Origin of the sequence: Longispora fulva (assembly GCF_015751905.1) — a bacterium.
Lineage (GTDB): Bacteria > Actinomycetota > Actinomycetes > Mycobacteriales > Micromonosporaceae > Longispora > Longispora fulva.
Genome location: NZ_JADOUF010000001.1, coordinates 7,900,979 through 7,914,559, shown reverse-complemented (window position 1 = coordinate 7,914,559; position 13,581 = coordinate 7,900,979). Strand labels below are relative to the sequence as shown.

Genomic DNA, 13,581 nt, shown 5'->3' with positions numbered 1-13,581 from the left:
CTGTCCGTTACGCCGTTAGGATTCCCGAATGACCTCGTACGCGCTCCGCGAACGGCAACTCCTCGCTGACCTGCTGCTGGAGGTCGGCCCCGACGCCGCCACGCTGTGTGGCGGCTGGCGGACGCTGGACCTCGCGGTGCACCTGGTGATCCGGGAGCGCCGGCCGGACGCCGGGCTCGGGGTGTGGGTGCCGGCGTTCGCCGGCTGGACGGACAAGGTCGCGGCGTCCCTGCGCGAGCGGAGGAGCTACGCCGAGATCGTGGACCTGGTCCGCCAGCGGCCGTGGTGGATCGCCCCGGTGGACGAGACCATCAACCTCGTCGAGTTCTTCGTGCACCACGAGGACGTCCGGCGTGCCGCGAAGGGCTTCGAAGCCCGCGACCTCACCGAGGGCTTCGAGCACGCGGTCTGGGGCCGGCTGCGCGCCCTCGGCCTCCTCCTGGGTAACGAGTCGGTGCGGCTCGTGGCGCCGGGGGTCGGCGAGCGGACCGCCGGGACCTCGCCCACGGTGACGGTCACCGGGCCGCCGAGCGAGCTGGCGCTGTTCTGCTTCGGCCGGCAGCAGGTCGCGCAGGTGACGTATGACGGCCCGGAGGAGTCCGTGCAGGCCATCCGGTCGGCGAAGCTGGGCCTGTAGCCGTCGGCGGGGTACCCTCACGCAATATTGAAGGAACCTTGCAATAAGGAGCCGGCATGCTGATCCCCCGACCGACGTCGCACGAGCCCCGCCCGGGGCGGTTCACGCTCACGGCCGACACCGGCGTGCACGCGCCCGACGCGCCCGAGGTCGCGGATCTGCTCCGCGGACTGCTCGGCCCGGCCACCGGCCTCGCCCTGCCGGACGCCCCCGCCGGCCCCGGCATGATCGCGCTGCTCCTGTCGTCCGACGGCGGGTCGTCGGACAGCGGGTCGTCCGGCGGCGGGCCCGGCCCGGAGGGCTACACCCTCACGGTCTCCCCCGACGGGGTGCTGGCCACCGCCGACACCGTGGCCGGGCTCCGGTGGGCCGTGCAGACCCTGCGCCAACTGCTGCCCCCGTCGGTTTACTCCCCCACCCCAGTCGAGGCGGACTGGTCGATGCCGTGCGGCCGGATCGTGGACAGCCCCCGGCACGCGTGGCGCGGCGGCATGCTCGACGTGGGCCGCTGGCACCACCCGGTCTCGTTCCTGTACAAGTTCGCCGACCTGCTCGCCGCGCACAAGCTCAACCGGTTCCACCTGCACCTCACCGAGGACCAGGGCTGGCGGTTCGACGTGCGGCGGTACCCGCGACTGACCTCGGTCGGGGCGTTCCGGAGTTCCTCCCCGATCGGGCACACCCTCGACGACCTGTCCGACGACACCCCGCACGGCGGCTACTACACCCAGGACGAGCTGCGCGGCCTCGTCGAGTACGCCGCCCGGCTCGGCGTCACGGTCGTGCCGGAGATCGACCTGCCGGGGCACACCCAGGCGGCGGTCGCGGCGTACCCGGAGCTGGGCAACCGGCCCGACGTCCAGCACGCGGTGATGACCAGGTTCGGGGTCAGCGAACACGTCCTCAACGTGGAGAAGTCCACGGTCGACTTCATGCGGGGGGTGCTCGACGAACTCGTCGACGTCTTCCCCAGCGAGTACATCCACCTCGGCGGCGACGAGGTCCCGCCCAGGGAGTGGTCGGAGAACCCCGGCGCGCGGGCGCTGATGGCCGACCTGGGCCTGTCCTCGCCCGAGGGCCTCCTGGGCTGGTGGATCCGCCAGCTCGCCGACCACCTGGCCACCCGCGGCCGCAAGGTCATCGTGTGGGACGAGCTGGTCGGCGCCGGCGCCCCGGCCGACGCCGTCGTGATGGCCTGGCGCGGGCCGGAACGGGTCGACGAGGCCCTCGCGGCCGGGCATCCGGTGATCGCCACCCCGCAGAGCCACCTCTACCTCGACCACGCGGAGTCCCTGGCGCCGGGCGAGCCGTTGTCGATCACCGGGCCCCTGCCGCTGGAGAAGGTGTACGGCTACCAGCCCGGCGACGGGGTGCTCGGCGTGCAGGGCAACCTGTGGACGGAGTACCTGCCGAACGCGGCGCGGGCCGAGTACAACCTGCTGCCCCGGCTCGCGGCGGTGGCGGAGGTGGCGTGGGGCACGGCCGGGGACCTGACCGGGTTCCGGTCCCGGCTGGCTACCCAGGTGCTGCGGTACGAGGCGGAGGGCGTGGCCTACCGGCCGCTGGACGACTGAACGGCTCCGACGGTCAGCGGGGTGACTGCGGGCGCTGTCGGGGAGCCCGTGGTCGCCCCTGCCGGGGAGGCCGTGGTCGTCGTCGCCGGGGAGGTCCGCACGGCACGGGCGCCCCACAGGACGCCGCCCACCACGAGGACCGCGCCGACCAGATCCGTGGGGTGCGGGCGCTCGTGCAGGGCCAGCGCGGCGAAGCCCAGGCCGAAGAACGGTACGAGGAGGGCGAAGGACGACACGGTCGCCGCGTTGTACCGGCGCATCAGCGCGCCCCACACCCCGAACCCGAACAACGTGGACACCACGGCCCCCCAGAACACCGCGCCGGCCTCCGGCCAGCCGATCCCGCGCAGCGCGGCCAGGTCCCGCGAAGGTCCCTCGAACACCAGGGACAGCACGAGCAGCGGCCCGGTGGCCACGGCGCTCACCCAGACCATGAACCGCAGCGCGTCGGGGGCCGCGGCCCGCCGGGTGAGCACGTTGGACACCCCCCACGCCGCAGCGGCGCCGATCAGCAGCGTGAACGCCCCGAGCGGCAGGTCGCCGCCGATCCGCAGCCCCACGACGACGATCCCGCACGCGGCCACGGCCAGGCCGACGAGCTGGCGGCGGCGCGGCCTCTCGCCGAGGGCCACGAACCCGAAGACCAGGGTGAACCCGGCGGCGCTCTGCAGCAGGACCGAGGACAGCCCGGCCGGCATCCCGGCGTGGATGCTCCACAGCAGCAGGCTGTACTTGACCACCCCGAGGACCAGCCCGACCGCGATCACCCAGCGCCAGGCGACCCGGGGCCGGCCCAGGAACAGGATCGCCGGGAACGCCGCGAGGCCGAACCGCAGCGCGTTGAACAGCAGCGGCGGGATCGTCTCCAGCCCTATGTGTAGGAAGACGAAGTTGGCACCCCACACGGCGGCCACCAGCAGTGCCAGAACAAGATCACGGGGTCTCATGCCCCGAGAGTGCCCCCTCGAACCGTGAAGCACCAGTTCATATTTCTTCACGATTGATTTAGTGTTACTGCATGATCGAGCTCGCCCGGCTGCGCGCGCTGCACGCCGTCTCGCTGTACGGGACGGTGTTCGCCGCCGCCGACGCCCTGCACTGCACCCCGTCGGCGGTGTCCCAGCACCTCGGCAAACTCGAACGGGAGATCCGCGCGCCCCTCGTCGAGAAGGACGGCCGCCGGCTCCGGCTCACCGAGCTGGGCCGGGTGCTCGCCGACCACGCCGGCCGGGTCCTCGCAGCCGTCGAGGAGGCCGAGGCCGCCGTCGCCGCGCACCGGACCACGGTCGAGGGCCGGGTCACGGTCGCCTCCATCGCCACGGCGTGCCGGGGGCTGCTGCCGCACGCGTTGCAGACCCTGGCCGACGGGTACCCGGACCTCACCGTCGCCGTCCGTGAGGGCAACCCCAACATCGGCCTGGACCTCGTGCAGCGCGGGCTGGCCGACCTCGCGGTGGCCGACGACTGGCCCGAGGCGGCCCTGGACCTTCCGCCCGGCATGTCGCACCTCGAACTCGGGTTCGACGTCGCGGACCTGCTCGCCCCGGCCGGCCGGTTCACCGGGCCGGTCGCGCTGGCCGACCTGTTCGGCGAGCGGTGGATCTCGGCGACCCCGGGCGCTATCTGCCACACCTGGCTGCTGCGGGTGCTGCCCGGGGTGCGGCCGGACTTCCTGGTCGATGAGTTCGCGACCCAGTTCACCCTGATCGAACGCGGTTTCGGAGTGGCGCTGGTGCCCCGGCTGGCCCGGACCGGGGTGCCGGCCGGGGTGGACATCCTGGAGGTCACGCCGCCGCCGACCCGCCGGATGATCGTGGTGTGGCGCACAGCCGCCGGCGACCGGCCGGCGATCCGGGCGACCCTGGAGGCGCTGCGGACGGCGTGGGCGGCCCGGGGCTGACGCCGTGCGTCGACGAGGGCGTCGGGCCGCCGCCGCGCGCCGGGGACGCCCCGATTCGTAATCGAATGATGGTTTTGGGCGAAGCCCCGGTCCGTCCCAGGGGCTGGACGCGCTTAGGGTGGGGGCATGAGCGTGGCGATCCGGGTCATCCCCTGCCTAGACGTGGACAACGGGCGGGTCGTGAAGGGCGTGCGGTTCGCGGACCTGCGCGACGCCGGCGACCCGGTGGAACTGGGCGCGACCTACGACGCCGCGGGCGCCGACGAGCTGACCTTCCTCGACGTGTCCGCCTCCGTGGCCGGACGCGGCACGATGCTCGATGTCGTGCGGCGCACCGCGGAGACGGTGTTCATTCCGCTGACCGTCGGCGGCGGGGTGCGCAGCGTGGACGACGTCAACGCGCTGCTGCGCGCCGGGGCCGACAAGGTCGGGGTGAACACCGCGGCGATCAGCCGGCCCGAGCTGATCCGGGAGATCGCCGAACGGTTCGGCAGCCAGGTGCTCACGCTGTCACTGGACGTGCGGCGGACCGGGGCGGATTCCGGCGACACCCCGTCCGGAAGCCCCCGTTACGAGGTGACCACGCACGGCGGCCGGCGCGGCACCGGCATGGACGCCGTGGCCTGGGCCGCCCGCGCCGCCGAACTCGGTGCCGGTGAGCTGCTGCTGAACTCGATCGACGCGGACGGCACGAAGGCGGGGTTCGACCTGGAGCTGATCCGCACCGTCCGGGCCGAGGTCGACATCCCACTGATCGCGAGCGGGGGCGCGGGGGCGGTCGGGGACTTTCCGGCCGCGGTGGCGGCCGGGGCGGACGCGGTGCTGGCGGCGAGTGTGTTCCACTTCGGCCAGTTGAGCGTCGCACAGGTCAAAGAAGCCCTTCGAGCAGCAGATCTCCCGGTGCGCTGAGCCCGTCGTTGCCCGGGTCGTCGGCGCTGAGGCCGGCGGAGTCCCGCCAACCGGCCCGCTCCGGCGCGGTCGGCTCCTCCGGGTGGTAGGCCTCGACCTCCACCTGGACCAACTGCTCGGGGTGCAGCAGCCGGGTCACCACCACGGTGGCCGCCGGCTTCACCACCCCGAACAGCTCCCCGTGCGCCCGCCCCACGGCGTCGGCGTGCATCGGGTCGGTGATGTACATCCGGGTCCGCACCACGTCGCCCACCGAGGCGCCGGCGTCCACGATCGCGTCGAGCGCGATCCGGAACGCCTCCTTGGTCTGGCCGGCCGGGTCGCCCACGCACCGGACGTCGCCCTGCACCGTGGCCGTGCACCCGGCGGTGACGATCCAGGGGCCGGCCTTCACGGCCCGGGCGTAGCCGTACAGGCTCTCCCACGGGCCGCCGGTCGTCAATCGCTCCACAGACATGCCCTGATAACGCCAGGACACATCTATTCGACACTGGCCTTATCGGACAGTTTCGGGGCCACCGGGGTGGTCGGTGGCCCCGAAACCGGTCATACCGTGATAGACCAACCCGACAGGTTGCCGAAGTTCCAGGCCTTCACGTCGGTCACCCGCAGCGTCCAGGTCCCGGCCGCCGGCGAGGAGACCCCGGACACCGGGTAGGTGCCGCCGTTGTAGGAGGTGCAGCTCCCGCCGGCCTGCTTCACCGGGTACTGCGCCCCGTTCGGCCCCACCAGCGTGATCTCCAGGTCCGAGCCGCACCAGTGCGAGGCGGTCACCTTCACCGTCACCGTGCCGGCCGCGCTGCCCGGGGCGGTCGACGTGACCGGGCTGTCCAGGGTGCCCGGGTCGGGGATGAACCCGAACTGGGTGCTGGTGAACGTCCGGCCGGCCGGCGGGGCCGTGGTCGGCGGCTGGCTGGTCGGCGGCCGGGTGGTGGGCGGGGCCGTCGTGGGCGTCCCGGTCGTCGGCGGGGCCGTGGTCGGGGTCGACCCGCCGGTGTAGAGGGTCAGGCCCCACTTGGTCAGGGCCTCGCTGACCGGCTGGAAGATGGTGTTCGGGTCGCTCTGCCCGCAGCCGTTCCCGCCGCCGGAGTGGATGCCGACCGCCTTGGCCGTTGCCCCGGTGCCCATCACGTACGCGCCGCCGGAGTCGCCGCCGGCCGAGCACGCGTTCGTCTCCGACAGGCCGTCGATGATCAGGCCGTTGCCGTAGTCCACCGACTCGTTGACCTTCGTGACCGTGCCGCAGGTCCAGTGGCTGGTGTTGCCGGACTTGCAGATCGCGGTGCCGACGACGGCCTCGGCCACGCCGTTCACGCTGACCGCCGCGCCGCCCCAGGTGTTGACGGAGTTGCTGAGCGTCCAGGCGTTGGCGTGGTTGACGGCCACGACGCCCATGTCGCCCTCGCGGGCGTTGACGCTGCGGCTGCCGCCCACATTGGACGTGCCGAGCTGCTCGCCCTTGGTGCCGGAGGAGTTCTTGCCGTACGCGGCCTGGTTCGCGTCGTTCGTGCAGTGCCCGGCTGTCACGAAGTGCCTGCCTCCCGAGGAGTCCGTGGCGGCGAAGGCGACGGAACAGTTGGACTCCGTCCCCGGCCACCACGGGTCGCCGGCCTGCACCACGCCGGTCTGCTGCACGAACGGCCGGGCCACCGTCTCCACCCGGACCGCGTCGCCGAGGGCCTTCGCGCGGGCCGTGAAGTCGGCGGCGGCGACGGTGTCGTACACCGACACGACGACGCTGTTGCTCCTCGCGTCCACGCCCCAGCTCGCCACCCCGGCGGAGCCGCCCTCGGCGAGCCGGCCGATGTTGCGCGCGATGCCGGACAGCTCGGCGGCGGAGTGCGTGACGTTCCTCGGTACGGCCCCGGCGGCCCTGACCCGGGCGGCGGCGTCCGCGTCGGACACCGCGACCGTCAGCTTGCCGGTCGCCGGGTCGAACCACGAGCTGGCCACCAGGTCCCCGCCGAGGGCCCCGGCCGCCCGGTTCGCCGACTCCTGCTGGTCGAGGCGGGTCCGCGCCTGTGAGGCGGTGAGGCCCAGGTCGCGCTGCATGCCGGCGAGCATCTCGGGGGACGCGGCCGTGCCGCCGCCGGCACCGTAGCCGGCCAGGGCCGGATATCCGGCCGCCACTCCCGTCGTCACCAGCGCGGCCGTGGTCACGGCCAGCCAGATACTGCGTTTCATCTGCGCACATCCTCTGTGATCGATGGTGTGCGACGAAACGCTAGGCATCGACAGGCGTGCGCGATACGGGGAATTCCCTTGTCCCCCCAGGGAAATACGGACAGTTATTTCACCGTGACAAGATCGGAACCCCCTTTCACCCTGTGTTAAGGAATTGTGCAGTAACGTCATCGAGACATTCGCGTGGACAGGGGGTGGACGATGCGACTCATCGGCCCCGCCGTCACCCTCACCCTCGTCGGGCGCGACGAGCTGCTCGCCGAGCTGCGCGCCCGGCTGGACCGGGACGGCCAGGTCCTGCTCACCGGCCCCGACGGCGCAGGCAAGACGGCACTGCTCGACGCGGTGGTCGCCGGCACCGACGGGCCGTGCCTACGGGCCGGGGCCGTGCCGGCCGACGTCACGACGCCGTACAGCCTGGTCGCCGAGGTGCTGGGCGCCGTGCCGGCCGAGTTCGTCGCGGCCCTGCCCGGGCCGCAGCGCGCCGCCGTGCACGCCGTCCTGCGGCTCGCCGACCCGGCCCCCGGCCAGCCGGACCGGCTCGCCCTGCGGATCGCGGTGGCGACCCTGCTGCACCGCACGGCCCCGGCCCTGATCGTCGTCGACGACGCGCAGTGGGCCGACCCGGACAGCGTCGCGGTCCTCGGGCACGCGCACCGGCGCACCGACCCCCACATCCCACTCCTCGTCGCGGAGCGTAACGGCTGCGGGGGTCCCGGCCGGGCGCTGTGCCCCTCGCCGGTGACCGAGCTGGGCGTCCCACCATTGAACTCCGACGATGTGGCGGCGTTCCTCGAGGCCCACGGGCTGCCCTGCCGGCTCGTCGGGCCGGTGCACGCGGCGAGCGGGGGGAACCCGTACCTGATGCTGGAGATCGGTCGGGCCGTGGCCGCCGGCGCCGGCAGCACCCGGCCCCTCGACGACGTCGCGCTGCCCGAACGGCTCCGCGACCTGATCGGCGCCCGCCTCGCCGCCGTGCCCCCGGCCGTGCTCGCCACCCTGCTGCCGGCCGCACTGACCGCCGCCCCCACCGTGGCGCTGCTCCGCCGGGCCGGCCGGGCCGACGCGGCGGAGGAACTGGCCGTCGCGGAGGCCGCCGGGCTGGTCACGGTGTCCGACGGCGGGGCCGTCGCGTTCACGGCCGGCGTGCTGGCCACCGCACTGGCCGCCGAGGCGTCCTGGGACGAGCGCACCTCGTGGCACGCGGCGCTCGCCGACCTGGCCGCCGACCCGCTCGACCGGATCCGGCACCGCGCCCTGGCCACCGACGTGCCCGACGAGGAACTCGCCGAGGAGCTGTGCGCCGCCGGCCGGTCGGCCCGCGACCGGGCCCGCTCGGCGGAGCTGCACATCCTCGCGGCCGAACGCACCCCGCTGTGCCACCCGGAGGGCGCCGAACGCCGGCTGCTCACCGCCGCCGAGGAGGCCGGGCACGCCGGCCGCACCGACCTGGCCCGGTGGGCCGCCGACGCGCTGCTCGCCCGGGCCACGGCCCCGGCGGTCCGGGTCCGCGCGCACCTGGCGATCGTCGACGCCGCCGGCCAGGCCCTCGACGACCTGGACGAGACGTTCGCCAGGGCCATCGCCGACGCCGCCGACGAGCCCGCGCTGCTCGCCGCCGTGCACCTGCGGCTCGCCTGGCGGGCCAACCTGTCCGAGGGTTCCCCGCAGCGGGCCAGGGCCGAGGCCGCGCGCGCGGCGACCCTCGCCGCCCAGGGTGGCGACCGGGTCATCGAGGCGATGGCCCTGACGATGCAGGCCCGCGTCGAACGCATTCTCGGGGTACCGGACTCCGCCCGCACCCTCCAGCGCGCGCTCGCCTGCGACGCCCCCGAGGCCCCGATGGGCCTGCGCAACACCCCCAGCTACCTGGCCGCCCGGCACGCCGTCTACGACGACCAGCTCCCCGAGGCGCGCGCCGCCCTGCTCGGCCTGCTCCCCGTCGCCGAGCGCACCGGGGCGGAGGACCTGATCGAGGTGCTGCGCAGCCTCGCGGAGGTCGAGGCCAAGTCCGGCCGGTGCGCCGCCGCCCTCGACCACGCGCACCGGGCCGTCGCCGTCAGCGAGGAGGCCGGCCTGTCCCCCGGCCCGTCGTGGTTCACGATGGCCCAGGTCGAGGCGACCGGGGGCAGTTTCGCCCGCGCGGCGGGCTACGCCGAACGCGGCGCGCACGCCTCCGAGGAGGAGCACGACGTCGTCTTCCTGTCCCGCAACCTGCACGTGTCCGGCCTGGTCAAGCTCGTCACCGGCGACGCCACCGGCGCGGTCACCGCTCTGCGCCGGGTCCGCGAGCTGGAGACCGCCGGCTACGTCCTCGACCCGGCCCTGCTGCGCTGGCACGCCGACCTGGCCACGGCGTACGTCGCGGCCGGCGACCCCGACGAGGGGTACGCGCTGATCGCCGCCACCCGGCTCACCGCCCTGGCCCTCGACCGGCCCGGGGTGCTCGCCGCGCTCAGCCGCGCCGAGGGCATCTACCGCGCGGCGCTCGGCGACGCCGCCGGAGCCGTCGACCTCCTCGACCGGGCGGCGCTGGACTTCGCGCTGCTCGGACTGCCGGTCGAACACGGCAGGACCCTGCTCGCCCTCGGCCAGGTCGAGAAGCGCCGCCGGCGGCGCGGGGCCGCCCGGGACGTGCTGACCGCGGCGCTGGAGGCGTTCGAGCAGACCGGGGCCCGGCCGTGGGTGACCCTGGCCGCCACGGCGCTGGACCGGCTGGAGAGCGGACCCGCCGAGCCCCGGGCGGCGGTCACCCAGCCGCTGACCGGGACCGAGGCCCGGATCGCCGAGCTGGTCGGACAGGGGGCGAGCAACCGGGAGGTGGCCGCGACCCTGTTCCTCAGCGTGAAGACGGTGGAGGCGACGTTGACCCGGGTATACCGCAAACTGGGCGTCCGCTCCCGCACCCAGCTCAGCACCCTGCTCCGGTCAGGCTGACCGCAGCACCGCCAGGGCCTCGGTCACCGTGAACGCGCCGGCGTACAGGGCCTTGCCGGCGATCACGCCCTCCAGGCCCGGCACCGTGGACAGTGCGCGCAGGTCGTCCAGCGTGGACACCCCGCCGCTGGCCACCACCGGCTTCGACGTGTACGCGCACAGGTCCCGGTACAGCTCCAGGTTCGGGCCGGACAGCATGCCGTCCTTGGTGACGTCGGTGACCACGTACCGCGCGCAGCCGGCCAGCTCCAGACGGTCGAGGACCTCGTACAGGTCGCCGCCCTCCTTCGTCCAGCCCCGGGCCGCCAGGGTCCGGCCCCGCACGTCGAGCCCGATCGCGACCCGGTCGCCGTACTCGCCGACGATCCGGTCGCACCACTCCGGGTCCTCCAACGCCGCGGTGCCGATGTTCACCCGGGTCGCGCCCGTGGCCAGCGCCGCCTCCAGGGACGCGGTGTCCCGGATCCCGCCCGACAACTCGACCTTCGTGTCCAGCCGGGCGACCACGTCCGCGAGCAGCGCGGCGTTGGAGCCCCGGCCGAACGCCGCGTCCAGGTCCACCAGGTGGATCCACTCCGCGCCCTGGTTCTGCCAGTCCAGCGCGGCGGACAACGGGTCGCCGTAGGAGGTCTCGGTACCGGCGGCGCCCTGGGTCAGGCGCACCGCCTGCCCGTCGGCGACGTCCACGGCGGGCAGCAGTTCCAGCGTCATCGGGTTCTCCGGTCCAGGGTCATCACGATCAGGGCGGGACTCGCCACCAACAGCAGCACCGTGATCGCGAGCTGCGCCGGGAACGAGTCCAGGTAGAACCAGGTGAGGAAGAGCAGCGCGACGGCCACCAGCACGATGCCGGCCCGCTCGGCGCGGCTGCGGCGGGGGCTGATCCGACCGGTACCCCTCCGGCGCGGGCGGAACAACGCACGGACCCGGCGGCGGCGGTTCTCCCGACGCTCCGCCCTCAGCCGGCGCGCCTGGCCCTCGGCCAGCCGGGCGGCCCGCTTCTGCGCCCGCACCTTAGCCACGGCACACCCCGGTCACAGCGTCGCCACCCAGTTGCGCAGCAGCCGGGCCCCGGCGTCGCCGGACTTCTCCGGGTGGAACTGGGTCACCGACAACGCCCCGGCCTCCACTGCGGCCACGAACTCCTCGCCGTGGGTGGCGGTGGTGACCCCCGGGGCGTCCCACGGCCGGGCCGCGTAGGAGTGCACGAAGTAGAACCGCTCGCCCTCGACGCCGTCGAACAGCACCGACCCGGGCGCGACGGCGACCGGGGACCAGCCCATGTGCGGCACCACCGGCGCCTTGAGCCGGGTCACCCCGCCCGGCAGCAGACCCAGGCCTTCGGTGTGCGTGCCGTGCTCGTCGCCGTACCCGAACATGATCTGCGCGCCCACGCAGATGCCCAGGACCGGCCGCTCCCGCCGCAACCGCTCCCGGATCGTGGCGTCCCCGCCGAGGGCCAGCAGGCCCGCGACGCACGCGGCGTAGGCGCCCACGCCGGGCACGACCAGTCCGTCGGCCTCCAGCGCGAGCGCCAGGTCGTCGGTCACCGTGACGTCCGCGCCGGCCCGGACCATGGCCCGCTCGGCGGAGCGCAGATTGCCCGAACCGTAGTCCAGGACGACGACCCGGCTCACTTCGGCAACATCCACAGGATGCCGCCGAGGAGCGACAGCACGCCGAGGAGCCCGACGATCGCGATCACCGGCTTCGGCCGGTCCTGCTGCTGCAACGACCACGCGCCACCGAACAGGATGCCCGCCAAGGCGAGAAGAACGATGCTCAAAGAATTCCCTTGGTACTCGGAACGTCCGTGCCCTCGATCCGGATCGCGTCCCGCAACGCCCGGGCGACGGCCTTGAACTGGGCCTCCACCACGTGGTGCGCGTCAGGCTGGGCTCCGGGCCGCGCGGCCCGCTGCACGGTCACGTGCAGGGTGATCCTCGCATGGTGGGCGAACGACTCCCAGATGTGCCGGGTCATGCTCGTCGGGTACGCCGGCCCGATCAACGGCGCGAGCCCCGCCGGTTCCTCGTGCACGCAGTACGGCCGGCCGGACAGGTCGACCACCGCCTGGACCAGCACCTCGTCGAGCGGCACGATCGCGTGCCCGAACCGGCGCACCCCGAGCTTGTCCCCGGCCGCCTCGGCGAACGCGTCGCCCAGCCCGATCGCCGTGTCCTCCAGCGTGTGGTGCGCGTCGATGTGCAGGTCACCCTCGACGGCGATGTTCATGCCGATGCCGCCGTGCCGGCCGAGCTGGTGCAGCATGTGGTCGTAGAAGCCGACCCCGGTGGACACCGTGACCGGGCCGCCGTCGAGGTCCAGCTCGACGAGGACCTTGGTCTCCTTGGTGACCCGCTCGACCCGTCCGGTCCTCACAGTGACTCCTTCACAGCCTGCAGGAATGCGTCCGTCTCCTCCGCCGTGCCGGCCGTGACGCGCAGCCAGCCCGACAGGCCCACATCGCGGACCAGCACGCCCGCCGCCAGCAGCTTCTCCCAGAAGACCGCCTGGTCGCCGCCCACCTCGAACAGCACGAAGTTCGCGTCGGAGTCGGCGACGGTCAGGCCGAGGCCACGCAGCTCCGCGACGATCCGATCCCGCTGGGCCTTGATGGCCGCCACGGTGCCGAGCAGGACAGCGCGGTGCGCCAGGGCCGCGCGCGCCGCCGCCTGGGTCAGCGCCGACAGGTGGTACGGCAACCGGACCAGCTGCACCGCGTCCACCACGGCCGGGCTCGCCGCCAGGTACCCGAGCCGGCCGCCGGCGAACCCGAACGCCTTGCTCATCGTCCGGGTCACGATCAACCGGGGGAACTCCGGCAGCAGGTCCAACGCGCTGGGCGTGCCGGCCCGGCGGAACTCCGCGTACGCCTCGTCCACGACGACCATGCCCCGGGCCACCCGCGCCACGGAACGGATCGTGTCCAGGTCCAGCGCCGTGCCGGTCGGGTTGTTCGGCGAGCACAGGAAGACCACGTCCGGGTCCGCCGCGCGCACCTGGGCCACCGGGTCGGCCAGCGCGAAGTCCGCCGTGCGCTCCCCGGCGATCCACGTCGTGCCCGTGCCCAGCGCGAGCAGCGGGTGCATCGAGTAGGTGGGCGTGAACCCGAGCGCCGAACGCCCGGGGCCGGCGAACACCTGCAGGATCTCCTGCTGCACCTCGTTGGAGCCGTTGGCCGCCCAGATCTGGGCCGTGGTCACGCCCAGGTAGTCGGCCAGGGCCGCGCGCAGGGCCACGGCGTCGCGGTCCGGGTAGCGGTTGAGCTGGGAGAGCTCCGCGCCGAGGGCCGCCGAGATCGCGTCGACGACCTCCGGCGGCACCGGGTAGGAGTTCTCGTTGGTGTTCAGCCGGACGGCGACGTCGAGCTGCGGGGCGCCGTAGGGCGACATGCCCTGGAACTCCGGCCGGACCGGCAACGCGCCGCCGACCGACTG

General features: G+C 73.9%; 14 protein-coding genes. 5 read left to right on the top strand and 9 right to left on the bottom strand.

Annotated features, from left to right (window positions below; translation table 11 throughout):
• Nucleotides 1–28: 28 nt before the first annotated feature.
• Together IW245_RS36740 and IW245_RS36735 are read left to right on the top strand one after the other, a co-directional pair.
• Nucleotides 29–637 carry a TIGR03085 family metal-binding protein gene (locus tag IW245_RS36740; protein ID WP_197007675.1) on the top strand — a complete coding sequence of 203 codons (609 nt, stop codon included), beginning with the start codon at nt 29–31 and terminating at the stop codon, nt 635–637.
• Between the two features lie 56 nt (nt 638–693).
• Nucleotides 694–2,211 carry a beta-N-acetylhexosaminidase gene (locus IW245_RS36735; RefSeq protein ID WP_197007674.1) on the top strand — a complete coding sequence of 506 codons (1,518 nt, stop codon included), beginning with the start codon at nt 694–696 and terminating at the stop codon, nt 2,209–2,211.
• Here IW245_RS36735 and IW245_RS36730 read toward each other — a convergent pair.
• The gene (locus IW245_RS36730) at nt 2,190–3,158 is read right to left on the bottom strand and encodes an EamA family transporter (protein WP_197007673.1); all 969 of its coding nucleotides are present in this window, start codon (nt 3,156–3,158) and stop codon (nt 2,190–2,192) included. The two genes, IW245_RS36735 and IW245_RS36730, sit on opposite strands and share 22 nt — an antisense overlap.
• Before the next feature lie 71 nt (nt 3,159–3,229).
• Between IW245_RS36730 and IW245_RS36725 the strand changes: the two genes are divergently transcribed.
• Nucleotides 3,230–4,111, top strand: a complete 882-nt coding sequence (locus IW245_RS36725; protein ID WP_197007672.1) for a LysR family transcriptional regulator — start codon at nt 3,230–3,232, stop codon at nt 4,109–4,111.
• A gap of 126 nt (nt 4,112–4,237) precedes the next feature.
• Nucleotides 4,238–5,020 carry an imidazole glycerol phosphate synthase subunit HisF gene (gene hisF / locus IW245_RS36720; RefSeq protein WP_197007671.1) on the top strand — a complete coding sequence of 261 codons (783 nt, stop codon included), beginning with the start codon at nt 4,238–4,240 and terminating at the stop codon, nt 5,018–5,020.
• On the opposite strand, the gene IW245_RS36715 is transcribed toward hisF, so the two are convergent.
• Together IW245_RS36715 and IW245_RS36710 are read right to left on the bottom strand one after the other, a co-directional pair.
• The gene (locus IW245_RS36715) at nt 4,980–5,477 is read right to left on the bottom strand and encodes a RidA family protein (RefSeq protein ID WP_197007670.1); all 498 of its coding nucleotides are present in this window, start codon (nt 5,475–5,477) and stop codon (nt 4,980–4,982) included. The two genes, hisF and IW245_RS36715, sit on opposite strands and share 41 nt — an antisense overlap.
• 89 nt (nt 5,478–5,566) lie before the next feature.
• A complete protein-coding gene (locus IW245_RS36710) occupies nt 5,567–7,204 on the bottom strand; it encodes an alpha-lytic protease prodomain-containing protein (protein ID WP_197007669.1) in 1,638 nt (545 codons plus the stop codon).
• Nucleotides 7,205–7,405: 201 nt separating this feature from the next.
• On the opposite strand from IW245_RS36710, the gene IW245_RS36705 reads away from it, so the two are divergent.
• A complete protein-coding gene (locus IW245_RS36705) occupies nt 7,406–10,141 on the top strand; it encodes a helix-turn-helix transcriptional regulator (RefSeq protein WP_197007668.1) in 2,736 nt (911 codons plus the stop codon).
• On the opposite strand, the gene priA is transcribed toward IW245_RS36705, so the two are convergent.
• The 6 genes from priA to IW245_RS36675 are packed head-to-tail and all read right to left on the bottom strand — an operon-like array spanning nt 10,133 to nt 13,563.
• Nucleotides 10,133–10,852, bottom strand: a complete 720-nt coding sequence (priA, locus tag IW245_RS36700) for a bifunctional 1-(5-phosphoribosyl)-5-((5-phosphoribosylamino)methylideneamino)imidazole-4-carboxamide isomerase/phosphoribosylanthranilate isomerase PriA (RefSeq protein ID WP_197007667.1) — start codon at nt 10,850–10,852, stop codon at nt 10,133–10,135. The genes IW245_RS36705 and priA overlap by 9 nt on opposite strands.
• Entirely contained in the window at nt 10,849–11,163 is a 315-nt protein-coding gene (locus IW245_RS36695; RefSeq protein WP_197007666.1) for a hypothetical protein, read from the bottom strand. Before IW245_RS36695 ends, priA begins: the two co-directional genes overlap by 4 nt.
• A 12-nt stretch (nt 11,164–11,175) precedes the next feature.
• Complete coding sequence (gene hisH, locus IW245_RS36690; protein ID WP_197007665.1) at nt 11,176–11,778, bottom strand: imidazole glycerol phosphate synthase subunit HisH; 603 nt, start codon at nt 11,776–11,778, stop codon at nt 11,176–11,178.
• Nucleotides 11,775–11,927 carry a CG2302 family histidine operon protein gene (locus tag IW245_RS36685; RefSeq protein ID WP_197007664.1) on the bottom strand — a complete coding sequence of 51 codons (153 nt, stop codon included), beginning with the start codon at nt 11,925–11,927 and terminating at the stop codon, nt 11,775–11,777. Before IW245_RS36685 ends, hisH begins: the two co-directional genes overlap by 4 nt.
• The gene (gene hisB, locus IW245_RS36680) at nt 11,924–12,523 is read right to left on the bottom strand and encodes an imidazoleglycerol-phosphate dehydratase HisB (protein ID WP_197007663.1); all 600 of its coding nucleotides are present in this window, start codon (nt 12,521–12,523) and stop codon (nt 11,924–11,926) included. The genes IW245_RS36685 and hisB overlap by 4 nt, the downstream gene beginning before the upstream one ends.
• The gene (locus IW245_RS36675) at nt 12,520–13,563 is read right to left on the bottom strand and encodes a histidinol-phosphate transaminase (RefSeq protein WP_307788964.1); all 1,044 of its coding nucleotides are present in this window, start codon (nt 13,561–13,563) and stop codon (nt 12,520–12,522) included. Before IW245_RS36675 ends, hisB begins: the two co-directional genes overlap by 4 nt.
• Nucleotides 13,564–13,581: the final 18 nt, after the last annotated feature.

Coding starts and splice junctions, on each gene's coding strand:
- IW245_RS36740 (WP_197007675.1), top strand. CDS start 29: ATGACCTCGTACGCGCTCCGCGAACGGCAACTCCTCGCTGACCTGCTG.
- IW245_RS36735 (WP_197007674.1), top strand. CDS start 694: ATGCTGATCCCCCGACCGACGTCGCACGAGCCCCGCCCGGGGCGGTTC.
- IW245_RS36730 (WP_197007673.1), bottom strand. CDS start 3,158: ATGAGACCCCGTGATCTTGTTCTGGCACTGCTGGTGGCCGCCGTGTGG.
- IW245_RS36725 (WP_197007672.1), top strand. CDS start 3,230: ATGATCGAGCTCGCCCGGCTGCGCGCGCTGCACGCCGTCTCGCTGTAC.
- hisF (WP_197007671.1), top strand. CDS start 4,238: ATGAGCGTGGCGATCCGGGTCATCCCCTGCCTAGACGTGGACAACGGG.
- IW245_RS36715 (WP_197007670.1), bottom strand. CDS start 5,477: ATGTCTGTGGAGCGATTGACGACCGGCGGCCCGTGGGAGAGCCTGTAC.
- IW245_RS36710 (WP_197007669.1), bottom strand. CDS start 7,204: ATGAAACGCAGTATCTGGCTGGCCGTGACCACGGCCGCGCTGGTGACG.
- IW245_RS36705 (WP_197007668.1), top strand. CDS start 7,406: ATGCGACTCATCGGCCCCGCCGTCACCCTCACCCTCGTCGGGCGCGAC.
- priA (WP_197007667.1), bottom strand. CDS start 10,852: ATGACGCTGGAACTGCTGCCCGCCGTGGACGTCGCCGACGGGCAGGCG.